The following is a 23680-nucleotide window of genomic DNA, read 5'->3' on the forward strand; positions in this document are numbered from 1 at the left end:
CGAGAACTCTCATCCGGCTCCGTTCACCAGGCAAACGGCGAAAAAAGGAGACGGTGATGGGCGAGGTAGTGGCCGGGGCGAGCATGTCGCTGGACGGGTTCGTGGCGGGGCCGGGCGAATCCGGGTTCGATCTGCTCTTCGGCTGGCTGGGCAGCGGCACCGAGGAGGTGCCGACCGCGCAGCCGGGACGCTCGCTGCGCATGTCCCCGGCGAGCGCGAAGGTCATGCGCGCACAACTGGAGTCGACCGGGGCGCTGCTCGTCGGCCGGCGGCTGTTCGACCTGACCTCGGGCTGGGGCGGGACGCATCCGTTCGGCGGGCCGGTGGTCGTGGTGACGCACGAGGCGCCTGCCGGCTGGGAGGGCTCGCCGTTCACCTTCGTCACCGAAGGCATCGAGGTCGCGGTGGCGCGGGCGAAAGAACTGGCCGACGGCCGCGACGTCGGCGTGAACGCGGGCGAGATGGCGCGGCAGTGCTTGGCGGCCGGGCTGCTCGACGCGGTGCGGATCGACCTCGTGCCGGTCCTGCTCGGCGGCGGGGTGCCGTTCTTCGGCGAATTCGGCTTCGGTCCGGTGCGGCTCGGCACGCCCGAGGTCACGCCTGGCGAGGGCGTGACCCACCTGCACTACCGCGTCTTGGGCACGAACTCCAGCAGCTTCGCGTGAGTCTCGTCGTTCGCCGGGGTGTAGACCGACATCCGGATCTCCGAGCGGCGGCCGGCGTAGAGGTAGGTGAAGTCGAAGGTGAGCAGGCCCGCGTCCGGGTGCAGGTAGCGCTTGCTCTTGGCCAGCTCGGTGTTCACGTCGTGCTGGCTCCACAGTTCCTCGAAGCACGGAGACTCCGCCCGAAGCCGTTTGACCAGCGACTTCCAGCCGGGCTCGCCCACGTGCTCGGCCATCGCCGCGCGGAAGGACGAGACCATCCGCGGCACGTTCTGCTCCCAGTCGACCATCCGCTCTTTCCACTGCGGATTGAGCAGGCACTGGACGAGCGTGTTGCGTTCCTCGTACGGGATCGCGTCGACGCCGCCCATCAGCCAGTCGTAGCCGGCGTTGTGGCCGAGCACGTCGAAGCGCGCGTTGCGGACCGCGACCGGGAACGGTTCCAGCTGGACCATCATGTCCTGCATCGACGGCGTGATCGCGGAGCAGTGCTTCTTCTCCGTCACCGGCTCCGGCGCGCCGGCGAGGGTGAACAGGTGCACGTGCTCGTGCGGGTCGAGCCGGAGCGTGCGGGAGATCGCGCTGAGCACCTGCTCGGACGCGTTGATGTCGCGGCCCTGTTCGAGCCACGTGTACCAGGTGACCCCCACCCCGGCGAGCTGCGCGACCTCCTCGCGGCGCAGCCCCGGCGTGCGCCTGCGGCCGCCGAGCGGCAGGCCGACCTGCTCGGGCGTGATGCGTCCGCGCCGGTTGCGGAGGAACTCCCCCAGCTCGGTCCGGCGCAGGCGGTCTTCGATGCCACTGGTCACGAGTACCAGGTAAGCACAGTGCCGAGCCTGTTACCAGGTAGTCCCAGTACCAGGATAGAAGCACACCTGGTACCAGGGTTTGCGGCGGCGGAACGTAGTACTCATGACGACTACCACCACTGCCCCGGCGACGGCCACCGCCGCTGTCGGGACGTCGGAGAGGACGGGCCTCTCGTCCGCCGGCTTGATCACCGTGCTGCTGGGGGCGGCACTGCCGATCATCGACTTCTTCATCGTCAACGTCGCCCTGCCCACCATCGATACCGACCTCCACGCGTCCACCGCGACGCTCGAACTGGTCGTCGCGGGCTACGGCATCGCGTACGCGGTGCTGCTGGTGCTCGGCGGACGGCTCGGCGACACCTTCGGCCGTCGCAGGCTCTTCCTGCTCGGCCTCACGCTGTTCACGCTCACCTCGCTGGCCTGCGGCGTCGCCCCGGACGCCGCCACGCTGGTCATCGCCCGCGTCGCACAGGGCGCGGCTTCGGCGCTGTTGCTGCCGCAGGTGCTGTCGATCATCCAGGCCGGGACCTCCGGCGAACGCCGCTCGCGCGCGATCGGCATGTACGGCGCGACCGGCGGCATCGCCACCGTGGTCGGCCAGCTGCTCGGCGGCGCGCTGGTCGCCGCCAACGTGTGGGACCTGAGCTGGCGGCCGATCTTCCTGGTCAACGTGCCGATCGGGATCGTCGGGCTGCTGCTCGCGCGCCGCACGGTGCCGGACAGCCGGGCGAGCAACCCGCTCGGCGTCGACCGCTGGGGCACCGTGCTGCTGGCCGTTTCGCTGCTGTCGCTGCTGATCCCGATCATGGAGGGCCGCGCGCTCGGCTGGCCGTGGTGGAGCATCGCGCTGCTGGTGCTCTTCCCGTTCGCGGCGTTCGGCTTCGCCCGCACCGAACGGAACCTCGAAGCCGCGGGCGGCACCCCGCTGCTGCCGCCTGCCCTGCTGCGCACCGCGAGCGTGCGGCACGGCCTGACCGTCGCGGTGCCGTTCTTCTGCACCTTCGGCTCGTTCATGTTCGTCTACGCGGTGACCCTGCAGAACGGCCTGCACCTCGGTCCGCTCGGCGCCGGCCTGGCGTTGACCCCGATGGCCGTCGCGTACTTCACGACCTCGCTGGTCAGCAGCCGCCTCGTCGCCCGCTTCGGCCGCAAGATCGTGCCGATCGGCGGGGTGATCCTCGCCGTCGGGCTGCTCGCGCTCGCCGGAACCGCGTTGCTCGACTGGCCCGACCTGTCGATCTGGCAGCTGGCCCCGGCGATGGTGCTGATCGGCGTCGGCAACGGGCTCGCGATGAGCACGCTGTTCCGGGTCGTGCTGTCCCGGGTGCCCGCCGACCTGGCGGGGGTCGGCGGCGGCGTGCTGACCACGACCCAGCAGACGTCGCTGGCGCTGGGCGTGGCGGTGCTGGGCAGCCTGTTCGCCAGCCTGAGCGTGCCGGGCGCGATGGGCTACCAGGGTGCGTTCGTGCTGGTCATCGGGATTCTGGCGGTGCTGGCGCTGCTCGTGAGCGGGCTGGCTCGCAAACTTCCCGATCCTCGCTGAGAATTCGACCGACGGAAAACCCCGCTCCCGGACGACGATGGAGATGTGACGGAACCTCGGGTGCAGCCAGACCCGGCCTTCGCGCTGCTCGGCCTCTACGAGAAGGCCCTGCCGGAGGTCTATGGGTACCTGCTCGCGAGGTGCGGCGACCGCGTGCTGGCGGAGGAACTGACGTCGGAGACGTTCCTCGGCGCGGTCGCCGCCTGCCGCAAGGAGCACGCGCCGCCGGTGAGCACGCCCTGGCTGATCGGGGTGGCCCGGCACAAGCTGGCCGACCACTGGCGGCGCGCCGAACGGGAACAGCGCGGGCTGCGGCTCGTGCACGACGCCGGATGCGACGTCGAGGATCCCTGGGACGAGCAGCTCGACGCCCTGCGCGCGCGGCAGGTGCTCGAAACGCTGGCCGTCTCGCATCGGGCGGTGCTCACCTTGCGGTACGTCGACGGCCTTCCGGTGCGCGACGTCGCGGCGCATCTCGGCCGGACCATCCACGCGACGGAGGCGTTGCTGACGCGGGCCAAAACCGCGTTCCGCCGCGGCTACCAGGAGAAGGAGGGACGCGATGCCTGAACCGTTCGACGCGCTCGCACTGCCTTCGACTCCGGCCGACCCCGATCCGGCCTTCGCCGAGCAGCTGCGGGACGACCTCCGCCGACTGATCCTGAACGGAGCGGAGATGACCACCACCGAAACCACGCCGCAGCAGGCCCGAGCGGGTGCGCTGACGCCGTACCTGGTCGTGACCGACGCGCGCGCCGCGCTCGACTTCTACGTCGAGGTCTTCGGCGCGCGACGCCGAGCCGAGCCGATCGTGATGGACGACGGCCGGGTCGGGCACGCCGAACTGGACATCGGCAACAGCGTGCTGATGCTGGCCGAGGAGTTCCCCGAGCTGGGCAATGTCGTCGCGCCGGAGGGCGGCGCGCTGGTGCGCGTCGAGGTGCCCGATCCGCAAGGCGCGGCGCGGCGGGCCGTGGAGCTGGGCGCGGAACTGCTGCGTCCGGTCGAGGACCGCGGCTACGGGCTGAACGGCGTGATCCGCGACCCCTACGGCCAGCGCTGGCTGGTCGGAAAGGCCGCGCCACAAGCGAAAACGCCCGGGGAACGCACGTACCGGCACGGCGAGGCCGGGTACTTCACCTTCCAGGTGCCTGACGACGGCCGGGCGAAGGCGTTCTACGGCGCGGTGCTCGGCTGGCAGTTCAACCAGGGCAGCCTGCCGACCGCGTGGCGCATCGAGGGCGACGGCCTGCCCGGCGGGCTGTGGGGCGGACCGGAACTGCAGACCGGCTGGAAACTGATGTTCGCCGTCGACGACCTCGAGGCCGCGCTCGGCCGGGTGCGCGAGGGGGGCGGCCGGGCGGGCGAGGTGGAGAACCAGCCGTACGGCCGAACGGCGGATTGTGCCGACGACCAGGGGATCGAGTTCTGGTTGTGGGAACAGCCACGCACGTGACCTCGGCCAAAACCCCGGCGGCAAACCGGCCGGCGGGGCGCACACTCAAGGGATGGCCGCGCACTGGACGCCCCGCGACGAAGCCGAGCTGACCGCCGGCTGGCAGCTGTGGCTCGCGCTGGGCTCGTGCGCCTGGCCGGGACCGGACTGGGACGGCACGCCCGCCGAAGCCGTCCGCGGCCTGGAACGCTGCTTCACGACGTGCGACGAAATCCTCGCCGCGTACGACCGGCCGGATTCCGCGGTCGCCGGACTGGTGCGGTCGATGATCCTGGCCGCCAACTGGACGCTCGAATTGTGGCGCGACGACGCGGACCCGCTCGATTCCGAGCGGGCCGCGCTGTTGCACGCCGACCTGGCCGCGTTCTCCGACCACGCGGAGAGCGTGCGGACCTTGCTTGCCGCGGGCGGCGGGTGGGCCTCGCTTCCGCTGTGACCCGCCCGCCGTCCGTCTACAAAGGACTTACCAGCTGGCGGGCCGTTTCCGCTCCGGCTCGTACGGCTGCGTGATGACCTCGATCCCGTTTCCGCCCGGATCGAGGAAATACACGCCGCGTCCGCCGTGGTTGTGGTTGATCTCGCCGGGGCCCTGCCCGCCCGGTCCGGCGTGGTAGTCGACCCCGGTTTCCTTCAACCGCAGGAAAAACGCGTCGAAGTCGTCTTCCGGAATGAGGAAACAGTAGTGCTGCAGCTTGCGATCGGCGTCCGGCACCGTCGCGAAGTCGAGCCGCACGCCGTTGCTGGTTTCGACCGGGATGAACGGGCCCCATTCCTCGCCGATCTCGAACCCGAGCAGGTGCGCGAAGAATTCGGCGGATTCCCGGTTGTTCCGGGACGGGACCATCAGGTGATTCAGTTCAAGAGAAAGTGACACGAAGCAATGCCTCCACAAGGCATCCCAGCACCTCCATGCCTCACCCAGCCGGTGACCGACACGCGATGCCGCCGTCGAACATACCCCAACCGCGGCTCGTCGCCAATCAGAAAACCGGAACTCGCCGCCGGGCCGCGCGCGGGCGCCCGACTCCCTGCCAGGACAACCCGGCGTCGAGAATCATCCGCGGGTCGAGCAGATTGCGGGTGTCGACGACGTCGTCGCCTTCCATCGCGTCCGCGATCGCGACCCAGTCGAGATTGCGGAACTCGGCCCATTCGGTAAGCACCACAACGACATCCGCGTCCTTGGCGACCTGATACGGGTCGTCCACCACGGTCATCCCGGCGATGCCGCCGGAGACCGCCGGGTCGTACGCGGTGATCTCCGCGCCGAGCGCGCCCAGCACCGAAGACACTGCCAGCGCGGGAGAATCGCGCAGATCGTTCGTGCCCGCCTTGAACGCCAGGCCCAGCACGCCGATCCGCGCGCCGGCCAGCGTTCCGCCGCAGGCTCCGGCGATCTTCGCCACGATCCGGTCGCGCTGGGCGATGTTCTCGTCGATCGCCGAGGTCAGCATCCGGAAGTCGTAGTCGACCGATTCGGCGACCTTGACCAGCGCGCTGGTGTCCTTGGGCAGGCACGAACCGCCCCAGCCCGGGCCGGGTTTGAGGAAGGTGCGGCCGATCCGCCGGTCGTAGCCCATGCCTTCGGTGACCAGGTCGATGTCCGCGCCGAGCCGTTCGCACAGTTCGGCGATCGAGTTCACATAGGACAGTTTGAGCGCGAGAAAGCAATTCGCCGCGTACTTGACCAGTTCCGCACTCGCCGCGTCCGCGACCACGACCGGTGCTGCGAGGTCGCCGTACAACTGCCCGACCCACACGGCGGCCGCGTGCGAATCCGATCCGACCACGATCCGGTCCGGGTGCAGGAAGTCTTGCACCGCAGTGCCTTCGCGCAGGAATTCGGGGTTGGAGACCACCGGCACGTCGGCGCGGCCGACCATCGCCTGGATCCGTTTCGCGGTGCCGACCGGCACCGTCGACTTCGTGATCAGCGCGCAGCCGGCCGGCAGCACGTCGCCGATCTCGGCGGTCACCGATTCCACCGCGCGCAAATCCGCGGACCCGCCCGCGCCCATCGGCGTCGGCACGCAGAGGAACACGCCCTCCGCGCCGCGAACGGCTTCCCGCGCGCCGACGACGAACGACAGCCGTCCGTTCGCCAGTCCGCGGGAGACCAGTTCGGCCAGTCCTGGCTCGAGGATGTCCACGCGCCCGGCCGACAGCCGGTTCACTTTCGCCACGTCCACGTCAACGCAGGTGACGCGGTGCCCGAGGCTCGCGAGACAAGCCCCCGTGGTCAATCCGACGTATCCCGTCCCTACCACCACGATCCGAGCTGAGCTCATGACGCTGAAGGTGACAGCCGGAGTTGACCTCAGTGCTAACGGAAGCGGTCGCGGCCGAATACTCCTCGCGACGACAGCGGGTGAGGCGACACACTCCGACAGGGATGCGAACGAGCGTTAACCTGGGCGCGGAGGTGCACCGCGGCACCGAGAGCAGGAGGAAGGCTGAAGATGCAGATCACCGACACCGCAGCGCTCGTCACGGGTGGCGCGTCCGGACTCGGCGGCGCGACCGCCAAGGCGCTGGCCGCGAAAGGCGCGCGGGTGTTCGCCCTCGACCTCGCGCCTTCGATCGAGAAGGCCGAGCAGATCGACGGCATCACCTACGTCGAGGCCGACGTGACCGACCCGGACCAGGTGCAGGCCGCCGTCGACACCGCGGCGGGCTCGGGCGTACCGCTGCGCACGGTGGTCAACTGCGCGGGCATCGGACCGTCCGCGCGCATCCTGTCCCGCAAGGGCAGGCACGACCTCGCGCTGTACGCGAAGGTCATCCAGATCAACCTGATCGGCACGTTCAACGTGGTCACCATCGCCTCCGAGGCGATCGCGAAGACCGAACCGCTGGCCGACGACGCCCGCGGCGTCATCATCAACACCGCGTCCGTCGCCGCGTACGACGGCCAGATCGGGCAGGTGGCGTACGCGTCGTCCAAGGGCGGCGTGGTCGGGATGACCCTGCCCGCCGCGCGCGACCTCGCCTCGCACGGCATCCGCGTGCTGACGATCGCCCCCGGCATCGTCGACACCCCGATGCTCGCCACCGTCAGCGACGAATTCCGCGCCGGCCTCGCCGCCGGGGTGCCGTTCCCGAAGCGGCTGGCGCGGCCGGACGAGTACGCGCAGCTCGCCCTGTCGCTGATCGACCACGACTACCTCAACGGCGAGGTCGTCCGCATGGACGGCTCGCTGCGGATGGCCCCGCGCTGACCCTGCCTCGCGAGTGGCTGTGCCGCCCCCTCAGCGGCACAGCCACTCGCCCGGTCACTCCTTGCGCATCCGCACCTCGAGGCCGATCCCGTCCGGGGTCACCTCGCAGGTGCGGAACTTGCTTTCCGCGACCGTCGCGCGGAACTGCTCCGGCGTGTACGCCCGCCGCCGCAGCCCGCGAAGCGTGCGAACGGTGGTGAACGTGGCCACCGGACCGAGATTCATCCGCGCGACCTCGGCGTCCAGCTCCGCATCGGTCGTGCTCTTGCTCAAGTCCTGCACCAGCGCGACGCCGCCCGGCCGCAGCACCCGGTGCATCTCGTCGAGCGCGTCCACCGGGTCGGCGAAGTTCTTGAACGCCGCCTGGCAGATCAGAAAGTCGAACGAGCCGTCCACGAACGGCATCGCCGCCACGTCACCGCGACGGAAGTCGACCGAGACGCCCTGCTCGTGCGCGTACTCCCTGGCCAGCTGAACAAACGTCCGGCTGACATCCAGCCCCGTCACCGTGCACCGCCCGGTGCGTGCCAGCTCCACCGCGAAGAAGCCCGGACCGGGCGCGACCTCGAGCACGTCGGAGCCTTCGGTCAGCTCCGAAGCCAGCATCTCGGCCGTTTCGCGATACTGAATTCGCTGCGGTTCAGTACCGCGTCCCCGCGCGTACGCCCGGGCGACCGGCCCCTCCATCTCCGGCAGCAGTTTCGTACGGTGGCGTTTGACCTGGGTGTTCCCCATCGTGTTTCTCCCTGTTCGGTTGAGTCCGAACCGGTTCGCCGCGGGGCCGTATCCTTGTCAGCGCAGCCTGAAGACAGGTTCCCGCACCTCGCGGTTTCCAGTTCGACGGTTCCCGGTCCCGGGGGCGGTGTGCCAGCACCTCCTCCGGGGCCTCTTTATTCGCCCTCGTTCTCGACGAAGGCGGCCATGTCAGGCAGCTCCCCGGTCTCCCGGTAACGCCGCCACTCCTCGACCCCCGGCATCGCGCCGGTGGCCAGCTCCTCGTGCAGCCCACGGACCCATTCGGCCTCCGCGCGCCACATCGCCAGTTGGTACTCCGCCTCGACGAGAACCAGCCGAGGCAGCTCAGCCCGCATCTTCGCCAACGCCTCGACACGGTCGCCGATCAGCCGGTCCAGCTCGCCGACCCGATGCCACAACTGCTGATCGACCACGTCCGGCCCGAGCGCGAGCATCACCGAGAGCCCCGTGTGAAACCGCGTGGCCTCCAAATCCGGCACCGCGAGCAACTCGGCGACCCAATCCTCCAGCTCAGCCTGACCCGCGTCGGTAATCCGATAAACGGTCCGCTCCGGCCGAGCCCCGTCCCGCACGTTCTCGACCGCCTCGAGGAACCCGTGCTTTTCGAGGTTGCCGACGACTGTGTAGAGGGAGCCCCACTTGATCTTCAGGTCGCCTTCTTTGCCGCGTTCCCGCAGGAGAGAGGCCACTTCGTACGGATGCATCGGCCGCTCGAACACGGTGGCCAGCACGGCGAGGCCCAGCAAGTTGGAGACCTTTCGCCGCTTCACGCTTTCGACCTCCTCGTGGGCGAGTACTCGTGGACGAGTATAGCGGAAACGCGGTCGCGCGCCCAGCTTGGAGAAAATCTATGGCGACTGGGGTAGACATTCGGTTTCGATCATGGGTAGCATCCTTCTTGTACAAGAGAGACAACGTCAATCAGGCACGGGAGATGACGAACTGCCCGTGAAGTGAGACAGACGGTCAGGCAGGGCGAAGCCGCTGAACGAACGGGTTTCGGCCGGGACCGTGCAGTGAACGCAGGTGCAGTAACCGCACTGGCAGGCCAGGCAGTGCGGGAGCGGTCAGGTGGCCGGAGCCGATTTCCGACGGGGCTCCGGCCAGTGACCAGCGGCGTTACGCGTGCTGGGGCCGATCAGCGGAAGGGTTCCAGCCGGTGACGTTCGAAGCAGTAAACGCAGTACCGGAAGTGCGACACCGCAAGAGGAAAACACCGGAAAGAAGGGAACGGGCACATCATTGGATCGCCCGCGGCGGCGGAGCAGCAATGCCGCGCGGGTACCGCAGTCCCATCAGATTGGCAGGTGGTTCTCGGTTACGAATCAGCGATCTCCGCGCGGCATGTCCGGTGAACGGACCCCGCGGATACCAGAAGCCGGCTTCACGGCCGGTTGACAATGATGAAACCCAACCCTGGGACCCCGGGTGCCGCGTGGCACCCGGGGTCCCTTGTGATGTGGAGGTGGAATGATCCCTGACCCACGCGATACCCCGTCCGCCGGTTCCGGCGGAACGGACAAGTTCGACGACGACGAGTACCCCGCTTACACGATGGGCCGGGCCGCCGAAATGCTCGGCACCAGCCAGAACTTCCTGCGCAGCCTGGACGAGACCGGGTTGATCGAGCCCCAGCGCTCGTCCGGCGGGCATCGCCGTTACTCCCGCCAGCAGTTGCGCCTCGCCGCACGCGTGCGCGAACTGGTCGACCAGGGCACGGCTGTCGACGCCGCCTGCCGCATCGTCTCTCTCGAGGACCAGCTCCACGAGGCCCAGCGGGAGAACAAGAAACTGCGCGCGGGCGAATAACCTTCTGCGGGGTCAAGTGTGCTGTCCGGACACCGCAGCACACCCCCCGGCGCCTTCGCACCTCTCCTCGCGGCGGTCGGACTCCTGCCCCTGCCGCGAGGATCCGCGCGACCCCCTTCGGATCCGCCAGGACTCGTGCCGTTTCCGCGCCGAAATTCCGGGGCCGCCGCGGCTTCCGGAGGACTCAGAGGTCCAGCATGTACGGAACCTCAACCTGAGCCCGCCCGCTCATCCACTCCCGCAGCGCCTTAGTCGCGAGCACGTCATCCTCGTTGTACCGCAACAACCGTTCCCGCTGCTCGTCATCAGGGACCGCGCCGTCCATGCCGACCGCATCCCGGTACCACCGCATCGAAGCTTCGCCCCCAGCCTCCGGATCCCGCCACGCGAACCCGGCCACCGGGGCGATCACCTTCAAGCCCTTGCCCCGCGAGCACAGGAACTGATCCGTCACACTGCGGAAAAGATCCACCCACTCATCTGAGTCCACAAAGGACTGAACAGTCCGCTTCTCCGGGATCCCGGAGTACTCCCCGAACCGCTCGACCGACCCGAACAGCCACCGGTTCTCCGCGAGCGCGTTGTAGCAATACGCCCGGAAAGTCAGCCCCGCGGCCAGGGTCCGCTCGCGAACATCCGTGAACCACGCCCAAAACTCAGCGAACGACCGCGCCTCGTCCACGGTCGGCAGCGGCTCCCAGGTCGCGAATGCCCGGTACCCCTGCGGCACTCCGATGTCCACTCCGGACAGCAGCGTCCCCCACAGATAAGCGCCGGAATCGCCGAAGCTTTCCATGTCCACGTCGACCTCGACGTCCGCGCGCGGCACCTCGATCTTCGGCGTGCGACGCACCACCGTCAGATCCGCCAGCCACGCCCGGGCCAGCATGATCGCGTCCGAGAACGTGCCGCCCGTCCAGTTCATCGGCGGCATCTCGGCGGCCGGGTCCAGCGCGGCCAGCTTGTCTACTGTGGACACTCCGACGCGGCGCAGCTCGCCCGCGTCCTCGCCGCGCACGACCAGGCTCACGTCACGTGTTTCGGTGAGGACGACCTCGCACGTGGCCCAAAACGGACACCGCCGGCACTCCAGCACCCGCGAAGGCGCGGCCAGCGCTTCGGCACCGGTGGCGGCAGCGGTCGCGACGGCGAGTCGATCCTCAAAGCGTGCGTCGTATTCGTCCAGTGCGCTGCGGCCGCCCGGCCAGGTGCCCGCGGTGAGGTCGTGCCAGACGACGACGTCCGCGTCCAGACCGATCACGCCGCCGAGCGCGCGCCCGCCGGCCGCCAAGCCGCGCGTCTCCAGCATTCGCCGCAGGTGGGCGAGCCGCAGCTGGTCTCGCGGCTGCGAGCGCACCTTGCGCAGTTCGTCCGGCGAACGGCGCGCCGGATCCAGCTCCGTCATCGCGGTGGTGGGCGCGCCCTGGCCGCGGTCGGTGATCCGGTGCCGGACCACCAGCACCGGCACATACCCGTCGTCGACGCGCACGAGCAGGTCGATGCCGCCGCGCCGGTGCCCGACCGGGTCGGCGGGCAGCAGCGCACCCCAGATGTACTGCGTGCCGTCCGCGAACGCCTGCTCGGTGAGCCGCACCCGCTCGCCAGCGGACGCGGTGCGCGGCACCCGAGCCCAGGTCGCCTCCGGCCCCGACGCCGCGACCAGCTGTTCGAGGATTTCCTCGCGGTGCGCGGTCGCGTCGTCGATGCGCTGCTGTGCGGTCGGATCCGGCGGCGGCAGCGGCACGTCGCGCATCGCCGGGTCGTGTTCCAGGTGCACCCGGCGGCGGCAACGACTCACTGCTCCCGCGTCGAGCAACACCTCGTCTCCCATAGCGATCACAATAGATCGTGGGTACGACATTCCCCGCGCGAGCCGACATGCCCGTCAGGTCGGGGACCAGTAAGTTCATCCGGAGAAGGCGTGGGAGGTAACGGCCATGGCGCGCAAGGCCAAGCAAGACAAGGCCAAAAAGGACGAGGGTGAAGCCCGGATCACCCCGAAGAAGGCGAAGAACGCGGTCGCGGTGGCCAAGGTGCTCGGCCCGGCGGTGCTGCCGGTGCTCGCGCCGTACGCGGTCCGCGCGGCGGGTGCGGCGCGGGAGGCGTACGACCGCTACCAGGCCCGCAAGCTGGGTGTCGCCGTCGACCAGCTCGGCGAGTACACCGGCCGCGGCGCGGCGCTGCACGCCCGGATCGCGGGTCTCGTGCAGGGGCTCGGCGAGCTGAAGAAGTCGGCGAAGGCGACCGAGCAGGACCAGAAGTTCGCCGCCGAAACGCAGTCGACGCTGGAGCAGCTGTCGGCCACGGTGCGCGCCGCCGAGCGCATGCCCGCGGGCCGGCGCAAGGCCGCGCACCGTGCGGTCACCGGCGAGCTCGAACGGCTGGAAGAGCAGCTGCTGCACCGCTTGGGCATCTGAACCCGGCGAAAGGGCCCCTTGAGCGAACTCAAGGGGCCCTTTGCGCTGCCGGGAAGCGCTACTTGATGAAGCCCTTTTGCAGCATCCAGTCGTGCGCGACGGTGCCCGCGTCCTTGCCGTCGACGTCGACCTTCTTGCACAGCTCGACCATCTGCTTGTTGTCGAGCGCCGCCGCCACCGTCTCCAGCGGGCCGCGGATTTCGGGGTGCTGGTTCAGGAAGTCCGTGCGCAGCGTCGCCGCCGCGTTGTACTGCGGGAACGCCTTCTTGTCGTCCTCGAGCACGCGCAGGTTCAACCCGGAGATCCGGCCGTCGGTGGTGAAGACCTCGCCGACCGGGCAGGTCCCGTTGGCCACCGCCGAATAGATGGTGCCGATCCCGAAGTTCTCGATCTTCGGGTTCTTGAACCCGTACGCCTTGACCGCCGCCGGGAACCCGTCCTGGCGGCTGGTGAACTCCGTCTCCAGGCAGAACCGGTTCTGGTCCGGATGCGTGGTGAGGAACTTCGCCAGGTCCGACGTGGTCTTGAGGTTGTTCTTCGCCGCGTACGCCTCAGTGGTGGCGAAGGCGTACTGGTCGTTGAGCGGCGAGTAGTTCAGCCATGTGACGCCGTACTTCTCCGCGTCGGCCTTCTTCGTGGCCTCGTACTGCGCCTTCTCCCCGCCCGGCACCGGCAGCTCGTTGCCCTGGTAGTTGATCCAGCCGGTGCCGGTGTATTCCCAGGTCACGTCGGTCTGCCCGTTGAGCAGCGCCTGCCGGGACGAGTTCGACCCCTTGATGTCGGTGAGGTCGATGACGTCCGCGCCCGCCGCGCTCAGCGCCATTTCGGCCATGTAGCCGAGGATGATGTTCTCGGTGAAGTCCTTCGACCCGACGACCACGCGCTGGCCTTCGAGCGACGGGATCGGCCGGATGGACCCTGGTTCGATCTTGAACGGGATCGAGGTGTTGACGTCGAGCCCGCACGCCGAGAGCGTCCCGGCGAGCAGGGCGGCGCCGACCAGCGCGCCCGCCTTTTTCAGGACGTTCATCAGCGCAGTCCCTTCGGTCCGAAGTACTGCTCGGCGACCGCGCCCAGCCAGTCCACCAGCAGCGCCAGCGCGACGGCCAGCACCGAACCGGTGATCAGCACCTTGGTCAGGTTGAGCTTGTAGCCGGTGTCGATCAGGAGCCCGAACCCGCCCGCGTTGACGAACATGCCGAACGTCGCGGTGCCGACCGCCAGCACGAGCGACGTGCGCAGGCCGGCCAGGATCAGCGGAACCGCGAGCGGGAATTCCACCCGCCACAACACCTTCTGCGCGGACATCCCGATGCCGCGGCCGGCGTCGATGAGCGACGGGTCGACCTGCTGGATGCCGACCATCGTGTTGCGCAGCACCGGGAGCAGCGAATAGAACGCCAGCGGCAGCGCGGCGACCCACAGCCCGCCGACCGCGCCGGTGAAGATGAACCACAGCACCAGCACGCCCAGCGCCGGCGCGGCCTGTCCGATGTTCGCGATGGCCAGGAAGATCGGCGCGAGCCATTTCGCCCACGGCCGGGTGACGATGATGCCGAGCGGCACCGCCACCAGCACCACGATCGCGGTGACCACGACGGTCATCGCCACGTGGTCGCGCAGCGCGGTGAGCAGCGACTCCGCGTTCAGCGTTTCCTTCTCGGTCGCGGTGAGCCCGCTGGCGAACACCCAGATCAGCGTCACCGCGACGATCAGCACGACCACGGCGGGCTGGGCGAACAGGCGGACGCGTTCCGCGCGGCGGGAGCCTGACTCGGTGCTGAATCCGGTATCGACGGCAGCGGTCATGCCGTGGCCCCGTCCTCGTCGACGTGGTCGTCGGCGTGCTCGTCGCGCAGCTGCTGGATGGTCGCGATGACGGTGTCCAGCTTGATCGTGCCCGCGTACTCGCCGCGCGCGCCGGTGACCGGCACCGAACCGCCTTCGGCGAGCATCGCCTCGAGCGCGTCCTGCAGCGTCGACTGGAGGCTGACGATGTCGCGCAGCGGCTTGCCGACCGAACCCAGCGACGTGGCGTTGGTCAGCTCGCGCACGTGCACCCAGCGGATCGGCCGTCGCCGCTGGTCGAGCACCAGCGCGAACGGCTTGCGCGATTTGCTCAGCTTCTCGCGCAGGTCAGCGGGCGCTTCGTCGATCGTGGTGGTGAGCGCGTCCTGCTGGAGTTCGACGTCGCGCACGCGCAGCAGGGTCAGCTGCTTGAGCGAAGCGCCGGCGCCCACGAAACCGGCGACGGTGTCGTCGGCCGGGTTCGCCAGGATCGACTCCGGGGTGTCGTACTGCAGGATCTTCGACTGGTTGCCGAGCACCGCGATCCGGTCGCCCAGCTTGACCGCCTCGTCGAAGTCGTGCGTGACGAAGACGATGGTCTTCTTCAGGTCGGTCTGCAGCCGCAGCAGTTCGTCCTGCAGGTTGCCGCGGGTGATCGGGTCGACCGCGCCGAACGGCTCGTCCATCAGCAGCACCGGCGGGTCGGCGGCGAGCGCGCGGGCCACGCCGACGCGCTGCTGCTGGCCGCCGGACAGCTGGCGCGGGTAGCGGTCGCGGAAATCGGCCGGGTCGAGCCCGACCAGGTCCATCATCTCCTCGACCCGCGCGGTCACCTTCTTCTTGTCCCAGCCGAGCAGGCCGGGCACGACGGCGATGTTCTGCGAGACGGTGAAGTGCGGGAACAGCCCGGCCTGCTGGATCGCGTAGCCGATCTGGCGGCGCAGGGTGTCCACGTCGAGCTTCAGCGCGTCCTGCCCGCCGATGGTGATCCGGCCGGACGTCGGCTCGATCAAGCGGTTGATCATCCGCATCGTGGTGGTCTTGCCGCAGCCCGACGGGCCGACGAACACCACGATCTTGCCCGCGGGCACGACCATCGAGAAGTCGTCGACGGCCGGGGCGCGGGTGCCGGAGTAGCGCTTGGTGACGTGGTCGAGTTCGATCTCGACGCCGGAGACGTTTTCTTCGGTCGCAGTGTGCTCAGCCACGGACACCCCTAGAAATGGTGAATCGCTTGATCAGGACGTAGATGCCGTCGAGCACCAGCGCGAGGATGACCACGCCGACGGTGCCGGTGAGGGCCTGGTTGAGGGAGTTCGTGCTCCCGGCGTTGGTGAGGCCGGAGAAGACCTCCGCGCCGAGGCCGGGGCCCTTGGCGTAGGCCGCGATCACCGCGATGCCCATGAGCATCTGCGTGGCGACCCGCATCCCGGTGAGGATCGCCGGCCAGGCCAGCCGCAGTTCGACCCGGGTGAGCACGGAGAGCCTGCTCATCCCGATGCCGCGGGCGGCGTCGGTGATCGCCGGGTCGACCGCGTCGAGGCCGACGATCGTGTTGCGGACGATGGGCAGCAGGCCGTACAGCACGAGCGCGATCACCGCGGTCGTCGAGCCGAGGCCCGAAAGCGGGATCAGCAGACCCAGCAGGGCGAACGACGGGACGGTGAGGATCGTGCTGGCCAGCGCCGTGGCGACGGCGGAGCCGATGGGGCTGCGATAGACGGCGATGCCGATCAGCACGCCAAGGATCGCGGCGAGGATCGTGCACTGCACGACCATGCTGGTGTGCAGCCACGCCTGGAGCAGCAGCCTTCCCCACCGGTCCGAGATGTACTCGAAGAGGTTCATCCGTATTCGTTCTCCCGCCAGCTTGCGAGCCCCGGACGTCACCCGTTCGGAGTAGCCCATCAATCGGCAGGGTGACTACCCGGAACGGATACGGTCGAAACCCCCACTTCTCGGTTGTGATTACCCACCGTTTCGCATCAGCGAGGGGTCGGCAACCGAAGCACAGCGCTCCACCGAGCGGTTTTTACCGGATCGAGACCCGCCTACCTGTGCGTTTTCCGCAGGTGCTCACCATTCGAGACGCTTCAGTCACCCAGCGGAGTGCCGTTAAGCTGCCCGAATGAGCACTCCAGCCCGGCATCGCGGCGCACTCGCCGCTGTCCGCGGCGGACTGCTCGCGCTGAGTTCGGCGTCACTCGCCGTCACCGCACACGCGGTCGCCGACGGCGGGCTGCCGGATCCCGCGCTCACTCTCCTGCTCACCGGACTGCTCGGCTGGACCGCCACCGCGCTCGCCGGGCGCGCCCGAGGACCGCTCGGCACGATCGCCGTGCTCGGCGGCGGGCAGCTCGTGATGCACCTGGTGCTGACGACGCTCGGCGGGCACGACCCGTCCGGTGCGCCCGCCGCGCCGGACGGCTGGGCGATGACCGTCGCGCACGCAGTCGCGACGCTGCTCACCGCGCTCGTGCTGGCGCGGGCGGACGCGATGCTGCTCGCGGTGCTGCACGTCCTGCGGGTCGTTCTTCCGCTGCTGGTCCGGCCGTTGCCGGTTCCGGTGGCGGCTGCCGGGATCGCGCGGTCGCGTGCGGCTGGGGCGATGCCGTTGCTGACCGTGGAACTTCGCCGCGTCCGGGGCCGACGCGGACCTCCTTGGCTCTCCTGAACCCGCACCTTCTTTCCCCTTTTCCGGCGCAGGCCTCGTCCTCCGCCGGCCCTTCCCTGTTCAGGAGAACTTGTGTCCCACCATGTCTTCCGTCGTGCCGGCGTGCTCGCCGCGACCGTCGCCGCCACCGGTCTGCTCGGCGCCGGCATCGCGTCCGCGCACGTGACCGCCAACGTCTACGGCGACCAGCCGGCCAAGGGCGGCTACGGCACGATCTTCTTCCGCGTCCCGAACGAGGACGCGAAACTCGGCACGATCAAGGTCGAGATCGACGTCAAACCGGACTACGGCATCGGCAACATCCGCACCAAGCCGATCCCCGGCTGGACCGCCGAGGTCACCAAGTCGAAGCTGCCGCAGCCGGTGACCACCGCGTCCGGCACGAAGATCACCGAGGCGGTCACGAAGGTCGTCTGGACCGCGCAGCCGGGCACCAAGATCGGCTCGACCGAATTCCAGGAGTTCGAGATCAGCGGCGGCCCGCTGCCGTCCAACGTCGACCAGCTGGAGTTCCCGGCGATCCAGACGTACGAGGGTGGCAAAGTGGTGGACTGGAACCAGCCCACCCCGCCCAGCGGCGAGGAGCCGGAGCACCCGGCCCCGACCATCAAGCTCGCCGCCGCCGAATCCTCGGAGCACGGCGGCCACACGCAGACCACAGCTGCCGGAGAGAACGCTGAGGCCGCGTCGTCGTCGGACAACACGGCGCGCTGGCTCGGCGGGGCCGGCCTCGTCGTCGGCGCGCTCGGGCTCGGCGTCGGTGCGGGCGCGGTGCTCCGTTCCCGCCGTCCCGCCGCAGGAAAGACCGAAGGAACGAAGTAATGCGTAAAGCGCTTCTCGCGCTGGCGATTTCCGGGGTGGCCCTGCTCGGCACGGCCACCCCGGCGCTGGCGCACAACGTGCTGATCAACTCCGACCCGGCGAACGGCGCGTCGCTCGCCAAGGGCCCGGCGAAAGTCACGCTCACGTTCGACCAGTACGTGCAGAACGCCGACGTCAACCAGATCGCGGTGACCGGACCGGACGGCAGCCAGTGGGCCGAGGGTCCGGTTTCCGTAGAGAACAACGTGATCAGCGCGCCGCTGCGGCCGCTCGGCCCAGCGGGCAAGTACACCGTCGGCTACCGGATCCTCTCCGCGGACGGGCACCCGGTGTCCGGCGAGATCCCGTTCACCCTCACCACCGCGGGCAACGGCACCCCGGCGAAGGGCGACGCGGCCAAGGCGGCCGGGGCTCCGGCCCAGTCGGCCCCGGCGGCGTCTTCGTCGTCGAGCGGCGTGCCGATCTGGGTGTGGATCGCCGGTGCGGTGGTGCTGCTCGCGATCGGCCTCACCGTCGCGCTGCGCACCGGCCGCGACCCCGGATCGGACAAGGCGGACCAGTGACGCGAGCCGAGACCACCTCCGCGGTCCGCTGGGCCACGCTCGCCTGCGTGGTCGTCGCGGGACTGCTGGGCGCGCTGATCGGCATCGCGCTCACCGCATCCTCGCCCATTCCGGGCGTGGTGGAACCCAGCGAGGTGGTCTCGGCGGCCATCCCGATCGTGCGCGTGCTGCTGGACCTAGCGGCCGTCGCGACGATCGGGCTGGCCCTGCTGTCCGTGCTGGTCGGGTACGACCGGCCGAAACTCACCGAACCGGTCATGCGCCGGGCCCGTCCCGCCGCCGTCGCCGCCGCGCTGGTCTGGGCGGCGACCGCGGTGGTCGCGCTGATCCTGCAGACAGCGGAGTACAAGCCGGGCAAGCGGATGCTGACCGGCGGCGACATCGGCAGCTACATCGCCGAGGTCGGCGCGGGCAAGGCGCTGGTGATCGTGGCCGTGCTCGCGCTGCTGCACGCCGTGCTCGGGTTTGTCGCGCTGCGCAAGGGCGAGAAGGTGCCCGCCGAGGTGCGGGTGGGTCTCGGCATGTTCGCGCTGCTGCCGTTGCCGGTCACCGGCCACGCGTCGAACTGGGCCTATCACGACTACACGATGATCTCGATGGAGCTGCACGTCATGAGCGCGGTCGCCTGGTGCGGCGGCCTCGGCGCGATGATCGTGCTGCTGGCGGCCAACCGGACGCTGCTCGCGCACGCGCTGCCGCGGTTCTCGAAACTGGCGACGCTGTGCCTGGCGCTCTCCGCGGTGACCGGCCTGTTCAACGGCATCGTGGAAATCCTGGCCAACCCGACGATCGGCTTCTGGGCAGGCGTGTTCACCACGCCGTACGGCCAGCTGATGGTGCTGAAGGTGCTGTGCACCGGCGCGATCGCGCTGCTGGCCGCCAACTTGCGGTGGCGGCTGATGCCGCGCATCGTGCGACACCAGCGGACGGCGCTCGCCTCGTGGGCCACGCTGGAATTGACCGTCATGGGGCTCGCCTTCGGGTTCGCCGTGGTGCTCACCCGGGCCCCGGTCGCGGTGTCCTGACCGGCCGAGGTGACGGCGGGTAGCCGCAACTTGCACAATGGGACTAGCAGTACGCTATCCGGGGCGATCTGCCGGACCGAATTATCGCTGCGCAGCGATACCTCGTCAGCCATCGACGGAAAGCGGCGAACGGTCATCTGCAGTCGGCGAATGCACGTGCAGAATGCCGTTCAGCGGTATCTCGTCCACGCGGTGGCCGTCCGGCCGGCGCGAAGGTCCGCCAGCCGACGGCGGAGTTCAGCCCGCACCGGCGGATGACTGCGCAGGATCGGCAGCACGCTCGTCGTCAGCTTCAACTCCCGCACCGCCCTGAGCACCGAAAACCCCGGCCAAACCGTCACGTCGAACCCGTAGGCGGCGGCGAACTCCGCGTACCGGGCCGGAGGATCGCCGAACCGTTCGCGGCCGACGGCGAGCGGCGTCAGGTCCCATTCCGGCGGGCCGACGCAGGAGGAATCGAAATCGCACAGCACCGGGCCGTCCGGGCCGGGCAGGACATTTCCCGGATGCGCGTCGCCGTGCACGAATCCCCTGGCCAGCGGGAAATCCAGGGTGTCCAGCCGGTCCTGTACCTCGGCGCAGCGCTCCAGCAGGAACCGCCGGTCGGCCGGGGCGAGTTCCTCGGCGTCGGCGACCCTGGCCTCGATCGAACGCAGCGGCTCCCATGCGGGAAGGCCGGCCGGCGGGGGCAGCGCGTGCACCCGCCGCAGCAGTCCGGCCAGGTCGGCCGGGGCAGGCGGCGGGCCGGCGAACGGCACCAGATCCCAGACCGTGACCAGATGTCCGTGCACGTCAAGCGGTTGCTCGACCCCGGACAACAGCCGGACCGCGGGCACGTCGTGCCGGGCGAAATGCTCGGCCACGCGCACGACCGTGCCGACCCGGTGACGCAGCTTGGTGGAGCCGACGATCCGCACGACGACCGGAGCCCCGTGCAGCGCGAACACCGCGTTGTTGGTGAACCGCAGCAGCCGCGCGCCCGCCGGGTCGAAGCCGAGCCGAGCGCAGACATCCGCCAGCACCCGGCGCAGTTTCGCAGGGGTGAACCTGCCTTCGGGCAAGGCGAATCCGGTCGGCTCAGGCCGCGTAGAAGATCTTGAGCCGGTCGGCGAGGTCGCGGGCGTCGGGGTTGTTGCGCCGCCGTTCGGCTTCGGCCAGCAGCGGCCGCATCCGGTCCTTGACCCGCGCGGATTTGATGCTCTCCGCGCATTCGATGGCCTTGCCGCCGATCTTCACGCCGTGGTCGATATCGCCCTCGAGCAGGTGGTTCGTGGCGAGCGCGCTGAGCATGAACGCCTTGCTGCGCGCCATGTCGTCGGTGTAGGTGTCGACCGCCCGGCTCAGCGCCGGGATCGCGTACTTCGTGTGCTCGGGGTTCTTCATCGCCAGCACGGTGTGCACGGTGCCGGTCATCGCGTAGACGTCGGTCTCGTTGAAGAACTTGACCCACGATTCGGCCGTGGCCAGGTCGGCGCGCGCGAATTCGTCCTTGCACCGGCCGAGCAGCTTCACCGACTGCTCCTCGTTGCCCATCATCGCGTAGGCCCACGCCTCGTTGGCGCAGAGCACGGCGACGGCCAGCTCGGAACCGGATTCCTGCGCGGCGATCTGGCCGAGCTGGAACAGTTTGAGCGCGTCGTTCGCGGCGTCCTGGTGCAGGTAGACGCGTCCCATCCGGTACAGCACGTTCGCCACCAGGTGGTGGTCGCCGCCCTGTTTGGCCAGGTCGAGCGCCTGCGCGAAATGGCCGCGCGCGGAGTCCATCAGACCGGTGTCGAACGACGTCCATCCGGCGAGGCTGTGCAGGTCGGCGATCGCGGTGTACAGCCGGTTCTTCACCTGCTCGGCCGCGCTGGAGTCGAGCATCTGCTGGCCCCAGGACAGCTGCGCGACGACGGCGTCGCGGCAGAATCCGCCGCCGTACTGGTAATCGAGCGCGCGCAACGCTCTGGTCGCCGCCTCGACCTGGCGCACGTCGGTCGTCCCGATGCGCCCGGGGGCGGGAGTGCGCGCGGGCGCCTCCGACCACGCGCCGGATTCCGGACCGAACACCGCCGCACCCATCGTGACCTGGGCGGCGTGCGCGAGGAACCTCCGTCGCTTCACGGACTCGTCCTCCTCAGCCTGCCGGCCGTCGGACGCGCCGACGACCCGTATCGCCGTGGTCTCGTCATAGGCGAGACCCATGTATCCACGAGGGACACCCAGGCCGTCGGCGATTCTCGTGAGTACGTCGTAGGCCATGACCTGGCGACCCTTGAGGATCTCCGACACCTCGGACTGCGACTGGCCGGTCATCGCGGCGATCTGGCGCTGCGATACCCCGTGTTTGCGCAACAGCCGGTACACGGCGCTGACCTCGCGGGAGGCGAGCGCCTCCCGCATTTCGGGCTGTTCCCAGGCATCGGCCGGAACCGGATTGCCTGACCGGTTGTCGGTGTTAGCGACTCCGGAACCACTGCCAGCACTGGCATCCATTGCCATTGCGCCCCCTCACCGTCTCCTGGGCGTCTGATCAGCACCCTAAGCACACGCGAGAACCTTGTGAAACGCGCGGACGCACGCGTTGATCGGCAGGGCCGAACTCCGCTGACCGCTTACCGTGGAACGCGGTCCGGTCACCGCTATGACGCGGTTTCGACCTTCTCTCGCACCCGGTTTCACTTCACTGTAGTTGCCAGATCTCCGTCAGCGCCCGGTCACCCGCGGCGATCACGGAGAGCGATGGACCCGACGACACAGATCTGCCGGCGCTGATGCATCCCGCAAGGTGCAGCGGCCCGGGACGAGAAAGCGTGGAGGGACAGTGGAGTTCGTGGATTCGCTCGGTGGAGGACAAGCCGGGACCGCGGTGCGGTCCGTTCGGCCCGCACCGGGAATCGCCACGGCACGTCCGGTGCCGCCTACTGTCGCTTCCGCCGTCGCCGCCTCGGTGTCCGCTGACCCGCGTACCGCGGGCGTGCGGCATTTCGAGGGCGGCCAGGTCGTGTGGCGCGTGCAGTGCGGAGATCTCATCAGCCGCGAGCGCGCTGTCACGGTGTTCGTCGAGGACGACGAGGTCGTCGTGGTTTCTCCGCCCGGGGAGACCGCCCGCCTCACGTCCGGCCAGCTCGGCCAGCTCCGGGCCGCGCTCAACGAAGCCGCCACTATGGCGGAAAGGTGACGGTGAGTTTCCCCATGGATCAGGTTCTCGGTCAGGTTCTCCGCAACGCCGTGTGGGAGCGCCTCGACATGCTGTCCGACCTGGCGGAACGCGCCGACGCCCCGTCGCTGGTCTCGGTCGCCCGCTCCGAACTGCCCCGGCTCGCCGAGGGCTGGCGCGCGATGCTGCAGGCGCACGAGCCCGACGAGCGCGGCGACTGCCCCACCTGCTCGACGCGCTGGCACCGCTGCAAGGCCCCGTGCTCGGTGTGGCAGGTAGCGCACGAGCACCTGGTCGCGGGCGGGCTGGCCCCGCAGGCGCTGTCGGCTGCCGGACACCGCCCGGCGCGCCGCCGCGCCGCGGTCCCGGCGGTTCCCGGACAGAACCGGCGAGCCGAATCCCCGGTGGAGACCACCGGCAGGCACGCGCTGGTGAAGCCGCGCCCGGTCAGCGCCTGACCTCTCGGGTGGGGTGCTTCCGGGCGGATCACCCCACCTGGGTTCGACTGGCGAGCGCGCGATCGTCCGGCTTCCCCGACCGGTCAGGTCGCCCGGCATCCTCGCCCGGCCGAGGGTGGTCCGTCCGTCCCCCCGAGCGCGACGGACCGCCCTCGGCCACCCCCCCCCAGTCTTAACGCGATTAATCGAAAAATGTCCGGCAGAACACCTAGCGGACGCAGTAATCGGACGCTAGGTTGAAGATCATCGCACCGGCCGCCCCGCGCCGGTCGCGACCCAGAACTCCGCGGGCCGGTGCCGTTGCACTCCCCTCCCCCGACCGGCACCGGCCCGCGGTTCCACTTCCCAGACCCGCCGTCGTCTCCTCGGAGCCCGCGGCGGGTTTGTCGTGTTCGCGGCGGCGCGCACGGGTACCGGGGCGGTAATTCCGCGCAACACCACGGCAAACGTTCTCCGGCCGTCGGTAATCTGCTGCGGGGGCGCGCGTTCGCATTCGGCCGCGCGCCCGAGATCGTGGTGCGCAGGGAGAAAGGCC

General features: G+C 69.5%; 26 protein-coding genes. 14 read left to right on the forward strand and 12 right to left on the reverse strand.

The features are described from left to right. Positions 1-56: 56 nt before the first annotated feature. On the forward strand, positions 57-665 hold the full coding sequence (locus EIZ45_RS06735) for a dihydrofolate reductase family protein (RefSeq protein ID WP_134664544.1): 609 nt from the start codon (positions 57-59) through the stop codon (positions 663-665). Here the strand turns inward: EIZ45_RS06735 and EIZ45_RS06740 are convergent. Next, a complete protein-coding gene (locus tag EIZ45_RS06740) occupies positions 626-1471 on the reverse strand; it encodes a helix-turn-helix transcriptional regulator (protein WP_037806921.1) in 846 nt (281 codons plus the stop codon). The genes EIZ45_RS06735 and EIZ45_RS06740 overlap by 40 nt on opposite strands. Before the next feature lie 103 nt (positions 1472-1574). Here EIZ45_RS06740 and EIZ45_RS06745 point away from each other — a divergent pair, with 103 nt between their 5' ends. From EIZ45_RS06745 to EIZ45_RS06760, 4 genes are read left to right on the forward strand one after another with little or no spacing between them, the layout of a single operon-like run. Next, positions 1575-3017, forward strand: coding sequence for an MFS transporter (locus tag EIZ45_RS06745; RefSeq protein ID WP_134664546.1), 1443 nt, complete (start codon positions 1575-1577; stop codon positions 3015-3017). A gap of 45 nt (positions 3018-3062) precedes the next feature. Further along, positions 3063-3587, forward strand: a complete 525-nt coding sequence (locus EIZ45_RS06750; protein WP_043837924.1) for an RNA polymerase sigma factor — start codon at positions 3063-3065, stop codon at positions 3585-3587. Then, positions 3580-4473 carry a VOC family protein gene (locus EIZ45_RS06755; RefSeq protein WP_134664548.1) on the forward strand — a complete coding sequence of 298 codons (894 nt, stop codon included), beginning with the start codon at positions 3580-3582 and terminating at the stop codon, positions 4471-4473. The genes EIZ45_RS06750 and EIZ45_RS06755 overlap by 8 nt, the downstream gene beginning before the upstream one ends. Positions 4474-4525: 52 nt before the next feature. Then, positions 4526-4909 carry a hypothetical protein gene (locus tag EIZ45_RS06760; protein WP_043837928.1) on the forward strand — a complete coding sequence of 128 codons (384 nt, stop codon included), beginning with the start codon at positions 4526-4528 and terminating at the stop codon, positions 4907-4909. Between the two features lie 27 nt (positions 4910-4936). On the opposite strand, the gene EIZ45_RS06765 is transcribed toward EIZ45_RS06760, so the two are convergent. After that, positions 4937-5317 carry a VOC family protein gene (locus EIZ45_RS06765; protein WP_037806911.1) on the reverse strand — a complete coding sequence of 127 codons (381 nt, stop codon included), beginning with the start codon at positions 5315-5317 and terminating at the stop codon, positions 4937-4939. A gap of 136 nt (positions 5318-5453) precedes the next feature. Next, positions 5454-6761: a UDP-glucose/GDP-mannose dehydrogenase family protein gene (locus EIZ45_RS06770; RefSeq protein ID WP_081685096.1), complete on the reverse strand. Its 1308-nt coding sequence runs from the start codon at positions 6759-6761 to the stop codon at positions 5454-5456. A gap of 171 nt (positions 6762-6932) precedes the next feature. Between EIZ45_RS06770 and EIZ45_RS06775 the strand changes: the two genes are divergently transcribed. After that, a complete protein-coding gene (locus EIZ45_RS06775; protein ID WP_134664552.1) occupies positions 6933-7691 on the forward strand; it encodes an SDR family NAD(P)-dependent oxidoreductase in 759 nt (252 codons plus the stop codon). A gap of 54 nt (positions 7692-7745) precedes the next feature. Here the strand turns inward: EIZ45_RS06775 and EIZ45_RS06780 are convergent, their stop codons facing one another. Together EIZ45_RS06780 and EIZ45_RS06785 are read right to left on the reverse strand one after the other, a co-directional pair. Next, a complete protein-coding gene (locus EIZ45_RS06780) occupies positions 7746-8426 on the reverse strand; it encodes a class I SAM-dependent methyltransferase (RefSeq protein ID WP_134664554.1) in 681 nt (226 codons plus the stop codon). 155 nt (positions 8427-8581) lie between these two features. After that, positions 8582-9217, reverse strand: a complete 636-nt coding sequence (locus tag EIZ45_RS06785; RefSeq protein WP_134664556.1) for a PadR family transcriptional regulator — start codon at positions 9215-9217, stop codon at positions 8582-8584. Positions 9218-9917: 700 nt separating this feature from the next. Here EIZ45_RS06785 and EIZ45_RS06790 point away from each other — a divergent pair. Continuing rightward, entirely contained in the window at positions 9918-10256 is a 339-nt protein-coding gene (locus tag EIZ45_RS06790) for a MerR family transcriptional regulator (protein ID WP_134664558.1), read from the forward strand. 184 nt (positions 10257-10440) lie between these two features. On the opposite strand, the gene EIZ45_RS06795 is transcribed toward EIZ45_RS06790, so the two are convergent. Beyond that, positions 10441-12087 carry a TM0106 family RecB-like putative nuclease gene (locus EIZ45_RS06795; protein ID WP_167756360.1) on the reverse strand — a complete coding sequence of 549 codons (1647 nt, stop codon included), beginning with the start codon at positions 12085-12087 and terminating at the stop codon, positions 10441-10443. A gap of 106 nt (positions 12088-12193) precedes the next feature. Between EIZ45_RS06795 and EIZ45_RS06800 the strand changes: the two genes are divergently transcribed. Next, on the forward strand, positions 12194-12673 hold the full coding sequence (locus EIZ45_RS06800; protein WP_037806899.1) for a DUF6474 family protein: 480 nt from the start codon (positions 12194-12196) through the stop codon (positions 12671-12673). Positions 12674-12731: 58 nt separating this feature from the next. On the opposite strand, the gene EIZ45_RS06805 is transcribed toward EIZ45_RS06800, so the two are convergent. From EIZ45_RS06805 to EIZ45_RS06820, 4 genes are read right to left on the reverse strand one after another with little or no spacing between them, the layout of a single operon-like run. Continuing rightward, the gene (locus tag EIZ45_RS06805; protein WP_134664562.1) at positions 12732-13703 is read right to left on the reverse strand and encodes a glycine betaine ABC transporter substrate-binding protein; all 972 of its coding nucleotides are present in this window, start codon (positions 13701-13703) and stop codon (positions 12732-12734) included. Next, a complete protein-coding gene (locus EIZ45_RS06810) occupies positions 13703-14482 on the reverse strand; it encodes an ABC transporter permease (RefSeq protein WP_037806898.1) in 780 nt (259 codons plus the stop codon). The genes EIZ45_RS06805 and EIZ45_RS06810 overlap by 1 nt, the downstream gene beginning before the upstream one ends. Further along, entirely contained in the window at positions 14479-15675 is a 1197-nt protein-coding gene (locus tag EIZ45_RS06815) for an ABC transporter ATP-binding protein (RefSeq protein WP_051728580.1), read from the reverse strand. Before EIZ45_RS06815 ends, EIZ45_RS06810 begins: the two co-directional genes overlap by 4 nt. Continuing rightward, positions 15662-16309 (reverse strand): ABC transporter permease, encoded by a 648-nt coding sequence (locus EIZ45_RS06820; protein ID WP_037806896.1) that lies wholly within the window; start codon positions 16307-16309, stop codon positions 15662-15664. Before EIZ45_RS06820 ends, EIZ45_RS06815 begins: the two co-directional genes overlap by 14 nt. Before the next feature lie 280 nt (positions 16310-16589). On the opposite strand from EIZ45_RS06820, the gene EIZ45_RS06825 reads away from it, so the two are divergent. The 4 genes from EIZ45_RS06825 to EIZ45_RS06840 all read left to right on the forward strand — a co-directional run bounded on the left by EIZ45_RS06825 (position 16590) and on the right by EIZ45_RS06840 (position 19545). Continuing rightward, positions 16590-17135 (forward strand): hypothetical protein, encoded by a 546-nt coding sequence (locus EIZ45_RS06825; RefSeq protein ID WP_134664564.1) that lies wholly within the window; start codon positions 16590-16592, stop codon positions 17133-17135. A 72-nt stretch (positions 17136-17207) separates the two neighbouring features. Further along, the gene (locus EIZ45_RS06830) at positions 17208-17957 is read left to right on the forward strand and encodes a YcnI family protein (protein WP_037806894.1); all 750 of its coding nucleotides are present in this window, start codon (positions 17208-17210) and stop codon (positions 17955-17957) included. Next, positions 17957-18520: a copper resistance CopC family protein gene (locus EIZ45_RS06835; RefSeq protein WP_167756361.1), complete on the forward strand. Its 564-nt coding sequence runs from the start codon at positions 17957-17959 to the stop codon at positions 18518-18520. Before EIZ45_RS06830 ends, EIZ45_RS06835 begins: the two co-directional genes overlap by 1 nt. Then, positions 18517-19545: a copper resistance D family protein gene (locus EIZ45_RS06840; protein WP_134664566.1), complete on the forward strand. Its 1029-nt coding sequence runs from the start codon at positions 18517-18519 to the stop codon at positions 19543-19545. The genes EIZ45_RS06835 and EIZ45_RS06840 overlap by 4 nt, the downstream gene beginning before the upstream one ends. A 170-nt stretch (positions 19546-19715) precedes the next feature. Here the strand turns inward: EIZ45_RS06840 and EIZ45_RS06845 are convergent, their stop codons facing one another. Further along, the gene (locus EIZ45_RS06845) at positions 19716-20606 is read right to left on the reverse strand and encodes a phosphotransferase family protein (RefSeq protein WP_205670021.1); all 891 of its coding nucleotides are present in this window, start codon (positions 20604-20606) and stop codon (positions 19716-19718) included. Positions 20607-20622: 16 nt separating this feature from the next. Continuing rightward, entirely contained in the window at positions 20623-21930 is a 1308-nt protein-coding gene (locus tag EIZ45_RS06850) for a helix-turn-helix transcriptional regulator (protein ID WP_167756362.1), read from the reverse strand. A 421-nt stretch (positions 21931-22351) separates the two neighbouring features. Here EIZ45_RS06850 and EIZ45_RS06855 point away from each other — a divergent pair, with 421 nt between their 5' ends. Both EIZ45_RS06855 and EIZ45_RS06860 read left to right on the forward strand, forming a co-directional pair. After that, the gene (locus tag EIZ45_RS06855) at positions 22352-22708 is read left to right on the forward strand and encodes a hypothetical protein (RefSeq protein WP_037806886.1); all 357 of its coding nucleotides are present in this window, start codon (positions 22352-22354) and stop codon (positions 22706-22708) included. A gap of 14 nt (positions 22709-22722) precedes the next feature. Beyond that, the gene (locus EIZ45_RS06860) at positions 22723-23145 is read left to right on the forward strand and encodes a hypothetical protein (protein WP_134664568.1); all 423 of its coding nucleotides are present in this window, start codon (positions 22723-22725) and stop codon (positions 23143-23145) included. Positions 23146-23680 lie beyond the last annotated feature (535 nt).

Source organism: Amycolatopsis sp. CFH S0740, from assembly GCF_004522315.1.
GTDB lineage: Bacteria > Actinomycetota > Actinomycetes > Mycobacteriales > Pseudonocardiaceae > Amycolatopsis > Amycolatopsis nivea.

Coding starts and splice junctions, on each gene's coding strand:
- EIZ45_RS06835 (WP_167756361.1), top strand. CDS start 17,957: ATGCGTAAAGCGCTTCTCGCGCTGGCGATTTCCGGGGTGGCCCTGCTC.
- EIZ45_RS06810 (WP_037806898.1), bottom strand. CDS start 14,482: ATGACCGCTGCCGTCGATACCGGATTCAGCACCGAGTCAGGCTCCCGC.
- EIZ45_RS06805 (WP_134664562.1), bottom strand. CDS start 13,703: ATGAACGTCCTGAAAAAGGCGGGCGCGCTGGTCGGCGCCGCCCTGCTC.
- EIZ45_RS06825 (WP_134664564.1), top strand. CDS start 16,590: ATGAGCACTCCAGCCCGGCATCGCGGCGCACTCGCCGCTGTCCGCGGC.
- EIZ45_RS06770 (WP_081685096.1), bottom strand. CDS start 6,761: ATGAGCTCAGCTCGGATCGTGGTGGTAGGGACGGGATACGTCGGATTG.
- EIZ45_RS06800 (WP_037806899.1), top strand. CDS start 12,194: ATGGCGCGCAAGGCCAAGCAAGACAAGGCCAAAAAGGACGAGGGTGAA.
- EIZ45_RS06760 (WP_043837928.1), top strand. CDS start 4,526: ATGGCCGCGCACTGGACGCCCCGCGACGAAGCCGAGCTGACCGCCGGC.
- EIZ45_RS06795 (WP_167756360.1), bottom strand. CDS start 12,087: ATGGGAGACGAGGTGTTGCTCGACGCGGGAGCAGTGAGTCGTTGCCGC.
- EIZ45_RS06780 (WP_134664554.1), bottom strand. CDS start 8,426: ATGGGGAACACCCAGGTCAAACGCCACCGTACGAAACTGCTGCCGGAG.
- EIZ45_RS06775 (WP_134664552.1), top strand. CDS start 6,933: ATGCAGATCACCGACACCGCAGCGCTCGTCACGGGTGGCGCGTCCGGA.
- EIZ45_RS06820 (WP_037806896.1), bottom strand. CDS start 16,309: ATGAACCTCTTCGAGTACATCTCGGACCGGTGGGGAAGGCTGCTGCTC.
- EIZ45_RS06850 (WP_167756362.1), bottom strand. CDS start 21,930: ATGCGGGAGGCGCTCGCCTCCCGCGAGGTCAGCGCCGTGTACCGGCTG.
- EIZ45_RS06745 (WP_134664546.1), top strand. CDS start 1,575: ATGACGACTACCACCACTGCCCCGGCGACGGCCACCGCCGCTGTCGGG.
- EIZ45_RS06790 (WP_134664558.1), top strand. CDS start 9,918: ATGATCCCTGACCCACGCGATACCCCGTCCGCCGGTTCCGGCGGAACG.
- EIZ45_RS06755 (WP_134664548.1), top strand. CDS start 3,580: ATGCCTGAACCGTTCGACGCGCTCGCACTGCCTTCGACTCCGGCCGAC.
- EIZ45_RS06735 (WP_134664544.1), top strand. CDS start 57: ATGGGCGAGGTAGTGGCCGGGGCGAGCATGTCGCTGGACGGGTTCGTG.
- EIZ45_RS06765 (WP_037806911.1), bottom strand. CDS start 5,317: ATGGTCCCGTCCCGGAACAACCGGGAATCCGCCGAATTCTTCGCGCAC.
- EIZ45_RS06860 (WP_134664568.1), top strand. CDS start 22,723: ATGGATCAGGTTCTCGGTCAGGTTCTCCGCAACGCCGTGTGGGAGCGC.